Here is a 5,217-nt window from a genome sequence, read left to right on the forward strand (position 1 = left end):
GTCTCCTCAAAAAGCTCCGCACACAAACGCCTGTCCGTGTGGTTAAAGAGGAAAACCTCTGCATCGATCTGGTGTCGCTGCGTGTCTGGATATTGGGACAGGAAATTCATCTGCCGCGACGGCTTTTCTATCTGCTTTACTATTTCGCCACCCATCCGGACGAAGTCGTTTCCAACGATCAGATCGCCGATATCCTGTGGGGTGGTAAGGGCACCTATCTCGCCCCCAATACTCTGGTGGTCAAGATTTATCGTTTACGCAAGATTCTGGAAGGTGCCGGGGCCAAAGGCTGGCTGGAAACAGTGCACAGCTTCGGATACCGCTTTTCACCACCGAAGAATGTGTGAAGCGTCATGAAAACGTCATAACAACGTCATAAAAACGCCACCTCAGTGACACATGGATGCAATATTCGGCTGTTAGCATAGGGGCTATTCCAGGAGGCAAAAGACCTCCACTTTTGATGTCGTCGGATACATCCCGGCGCATATAAGGGGTAGCCGCATGAACGCCGTAATACAAAGCTCAGCACACCCGCTGGTGGTGCTGGAGCGGAACACGTTGATTACTCATGCCTTGCTTGATCGATTGTCTGCCTATACCGGGTCGATATTTCGGGTCAGTGACCTGCATCGTTGCAAGATCGCCTTGAGCGCGCAGCGACTCACCCCAATTCTTTTTCTCGCCGGCAAGCCACTGGAAAGCAGCTGGGCAGACTGGAAAGCGCATGTCAAATGGGCTACCCACACATCTTGCCCAATAACGGCTATAGATTTACCCAGAGGCTCTGCTGCGCCTGCTTTCCTGAAATCTCAGATTATCGAGAACATGGTGGACCTCGACGACCCCTCTGTGGATGTCGCCCGCCACCTGGAAAAGCTCATTCAGCAGACGGCTATCACGACGCTCGCCTATGGTCCACTGCAGATCGATCAATCCCGCAAGACGTTAAGTAGCGCGGGACGATCTGTCGCCATAAAAGACGCGCTGTTTACTGTAATGGCCTTGTTCTGGGGGCATCCCCAGTGTGTCTTATCACTGAAATTCCTGCAGAAAACTTTGTCCAAAGCGGAAACAACATCTGCCATCGATGCCCGCTTGGTGGTCAGCGCCTTACGCAGCCGCCTGCGTTTCCTCGGTTTCGACGACTGCATCGTCACGCTCCGTGGACACGGCTATCAGTTCAATCCCCCTGATACGTTCCGGCACGTCAGCAAGATGGCTGTACGTCCCGTGGGAGACAACACTTTCTTCACCGATTTTTCTTTTTCCGTGCGCCGCCTCGGCGCCGTTTCTATTTGATATTTTGGGGAATTTTATTGATGAATACTGCTTATCTCATCCATCTCGCCAACTACTCTGACGGTGTACTTTATGTGCTCGCCGGTCTTCTTATGATCGCCCTGGGCGTCATTATCGACCGTTTCTGGTATCTACGTCGCACTATCCTGCGCGGCACCTTTTTTGTGCAGGAACTTGCCCAGCGCGGGCGATTAGATAGAGAGGCCCTGCAAACTCTCGCGGAGGACGCTGGCGACTTGCCGGAGGCAGCGCTTTTGAAAACGGCGGCGAGCCACTCGGGGCATGTGCAGGGCGACCCACTCGCCAGTCGCCTGGAGGAGAGCATCCTGGTCATGGCACCGCAACTGGATCGTCGGCTGTGGCTGTTGGACACCATCATCACCTTGGCGCCGCTGCTGGGCCTCTTCGGCACCATCATCGGCATGTTTCACGCCTTCTCCGTATTGGCCGCACCAGGGCACGCGCCGACCGCGGTGACTGGCGGGGTGGCCGATGCCCTGGTCGCCACCGCCACCGGCCTTTTCATCGCCATGACCGGCCTGGTGGCTTTCAATGCATTCAATAATCAGGTGCGGCAGATCCTGCTGCAGTTGGATTCGGTGAAGACCATGTTGCTCAACCGCATGGACGGACACCCTATCACCGACGGTGAGGGGAATATCCAGATCTCGACGCCAAAGGTGGCCGCTGCCGTGGTGAGGGCAGGCTGATGGAGCGTCGCTACTTCGAGCGGAAGAAGGGCCGGGTCGAGATCATCCCGATGATCGACATCATGCTCTTCCTGCTGGTGTTTTTCATCATGATCACCATCCAGATGATTCCGGACAAGGGGCTGAACCTCCAGCTCCCGGCATCCAGCCAGGCAAAGATGCTGCCGCACCCGCATTACACCATCAACATCGAAAAAGATGGCACGGTGAATGTGAAAGGCCATCACTATGCTTTGGCCGCATTACAAAAAATGCTGGCGAGCGACGGCAACCCCGGCAAGACCCAGATCACCATAGCGGCCGATAAGGTCGTACCGTTTCAAGATTTCGTTCACGTCATGGATGCCTGCCAGAAGGCAGGGGTCAGTGATATTGGTATTGCTGCAAAGACCGCGAAGTAACTCAACGTAGCCACAATAAAAGGAGTATGTCCGTGAAACATCAGTATCGTTATCATCCCTTATTTAGTGCATTGATTGCTGCTGGTTTGTGTGGGATGTCCGGCGTGGCATTCGCTACCCGTGTAACCGCTCCCACCACCTCGTCCAGCATCAGTGTCGGAGAGGTATCCTCCACCACTGGCGCTTTAGACACGCTGGCTCATCTCCCCACAAAAAAACAGGTATTCAATTCCACCCAGTCGGTGAAAGTCATCAATAAGCGTCAGATGGCCACCGCAGGCCCTGCGGGTGGGGCCGCACAAGCGCTCGCCGTGGCGCCGGGAATCAACGTGGTCACCAATGGGCCGAGTGGCGCGCCACGCTCTTCAATCAGCATTAATGGCATGAAGACGGGCTGGGGAAACATTGCAGGCAATGCGAACGATGGTACGGTCATGGTCACCTTCGACGGCGTGCCCATGGTTGATCCGGCTTACGGCGTCTGGCAGGGTTCAGAGCTGCCGCAGATGTCCATGATTAGGGGCATTTCGGTCACTTACGGCCCAGGCTATCCGCTGAATCGTTGGTATAACAATATTGGCGGCTCCGTTAATTTTTCGCCGCTGCAACCGACCAAGAAGGCTGGGGCATCCATAGGCATGTACTATGGGAGTTTTGATTCTAAAGGTATCCACTTCAACGTTCGCACTGGCGAGCACGATGGCTGGTCAGGGATCATTGCGGGAGGGGTCGGTAGTAGCGGAAATTATTTGAATGGATATGGCTTCAACAACCCTGGAAATAATTACGCCTATTATGGAAAAGTACGAAAAGTCTTTCATGGTGGCCACATAAGTTTTGGTGGTTATGTCTCTCGTTCCGTTGCCTTCAGACCGTTACCAATCCCGGTAACCGCCAATCCGGACGTGACCATTTACGGGGTCAACCCAAATACCGGAAATGTGAATCCAGGCCCTATCTACAGTCAGCAAACTACGGGGTTTTATACCACCCTCCCGTATTCCGTTTACTGGAAGGAAGCCTTTGTAAAAACCTATCTCATTTATTCTCGCTTTGAACAACATCTTACACACAACATAGCAGTCCATAATCTGTTGTGGTATCGGTATGGCGACCGCGTGCATCTGCACTATAACAATACCGGTAATGCTGCCAACGTGCTAAATCAGTATTATAACGCCTCCGATCATACCTATGGGGACAAGCTTTATCTGACCGTGAATGCACCATACAACAATATTTCGCTCGGCGGATATTTTCTGAACTCGAAATATAACTCCCTGTTGTATTTCTATAATCAGAACCAGATTGCAACTTATGATTCGCTAAGCCCTAATGCCGGAAATAACGTAATCATCAACGGCTCTCCCGTGTACAATAGCCCATCCTTGCCAAGCGCGTTCCATAGTTCATACCTCTATATGACAGATCTTGCTGCCTTTGTCCAAGACGTCATTCGTCCCATCCGCAGCCTGCGCATTACGCCCGGTATTCGCGTGGTTCAATTCCAAACAAATTTTGTGAACAACTCTGCTGCCCAGTTCCCCACGAGTGTGGCTAACCTGATCGGTCACAATGGCGATTATCAGCCGAACTCATCGACGAATTTTACGGAGTTCGAGCCGTCCATCGGCGTCAACTATAAAGTGACGAAAAATGTTGCACTATATGGTAACTACGCCACCGGCTACAAGGCACCGGCCGGTGCCACCGGGACGTATGCCCATGAACTAACGTCCACTTTGCAGCCTCAGAAGTCGACACAGTACCAGGTCGGTGTGAAAACGTATGTCAAAAATTATGGCCTGCTGCATCATGCCGTCTTCAATGCGAATTACTACCACCTGGATGATACCAACGAAATCATTCCCATCCCGGTAGTAAACCATCTTTACTCGCGCTTCGCGTCTGGTTCGTCGGTATTTAGCGGTGTCAATCTGTCGATGGACGATAATCCGCTTTATAATTTGTACCTGTTCTCCAATGTGAGTTTCGAAAAGGCTGCCTACGCGAGCTACACCACAGGTCATGGCGTATCATACGCCGGCTTGCCTATTTCCAATGTGCCCGCGCAAACCGCCAACATCGGCGCCTACTACCAGATTTATAATTCGGGGATTCTTTATGAGCCAAGAATCTGGTGGCAGTACACCGGCGTTCAGAATATTTACAACAACAACACCGGAGCCCCCACAAGTCAGAAACTGCCCAGTTTTGGTATATTCAACGCCTCGCTGCGGGTCAAGGTATCAAAAAGATATCTGTTTGCCGGGATGCATGATGCCGCTGTTAACGTAACGGTCCTCAATCTGCTGAATAAGCAGTACAACAATTATGAGTATATTTCTGGTGGTGGCTATTACGGGGTGGCTGGACAGCTACTGGGGGAACCAGGCATGCCACGTGCAGTTTATGTCAGTGTAAGTGCCTCATTCTAGCATCACGAAGCAATACGGTTAGCCGGGGCGAAACATCTATTCGCCTCGGTTTTTAAATATCGGAATGTCATATTATGGTCATTATGGCGTAATAGTGGTGTCACAATTCTCCTGTACCATTTTGCCTGTTGCTTGGGCAACATAATGAAATCGTGTGATTTTACACGAGCATATTCTTATACAGGAGCCAGAAATGAATAAGCGGTATCGTATGAACCCGTTATTGTTCGCCATGAGCGCTGCGGGACTTTGTACTTTGAGCACGTTAACAGCGGCCTATGGTGCCAATTCGGCATCTGCTATCGACGTTTCTCAAGTGCATAGTTCAGGCGCACAATCCACCAGTGTTGGCGAAGTAAGCGCTTC

5 protein-coding genes are annotated in these 5,217 nt (G+C 51.8%); all 5 read left to right on the forward strand.

Translation table 11 applies throughout. The annotated features are described in order from the left end of the window. Positions 1-347 (forward strand): winged helix-turn-helix domain-containing protein (locus tag AC2VNK_RS02105; RefSeq protein ID WP_486882634.1); only part of this gene is annotated, 347 nt, incomplete at its 5' end. Between the two features lie 157 nt (positions 348-504). Next, positions 505-1,302 carry a hypothetical protein gene (locus tag AC2VNK_RS02110; RefSeq protein ID WP_486882636.1) on the forward strand — a complete coding sequence of 266 codons (798 nt, stop codon included), beginning with the start codon at positions 505-507 and terminating at the stop codon, positions 1,300-1,302. A 20-nt stretch (positions 1,303-1,322) separates the two neighbouring features. After that, a complete protein-coding gene (locus AC2VNK_RS02115; RefSeq protein ID WP_486882637.1) occupies positions 1,323-2,012 on the forward strand; it encodes a MotA/TolQ/ExbB proton channel family protein in 690 nt (229 codons plus the stop codon). Then, the gene (locus AC2VNK_RS02120; RefSeq protein WP_486882638.1) at positions 2,012-2,413 is read left to right on the forward strand and encodes an ExbD/TolR family protein; all 402 of its coding nucleotides are present in this window, start codon (positions 2,012-2,014) and stop codon (positions 2,411-2,413) included. The genes AC2VNK_RS02115 and AC2VNK_RS02120 overlap by 1 nt, the downstream gene beginning before the upstream one ends. A 26-nt stretch (positions 2,414-2,439) precedes the next feature. Beyond that, positions 2,440-4,851 carry a TonB-dependent receptor gene (locus AC2VNK_RS02125; protein ID WP_486882639.1) on the forward strand — a complete coding sequence of 804 codons (2,412 nt, stop codon included), beginning with the start codon at positions 2,440-2,442 and terminating at the stop codon, positions 4,849-4,851. Positions 4,852-5,217: the final 366 nt, after the last annotated feature.

The sequence above is a fragment of the Acidithiobacillus sp. TH-A35 genome, from assembly GCF_057473505.1.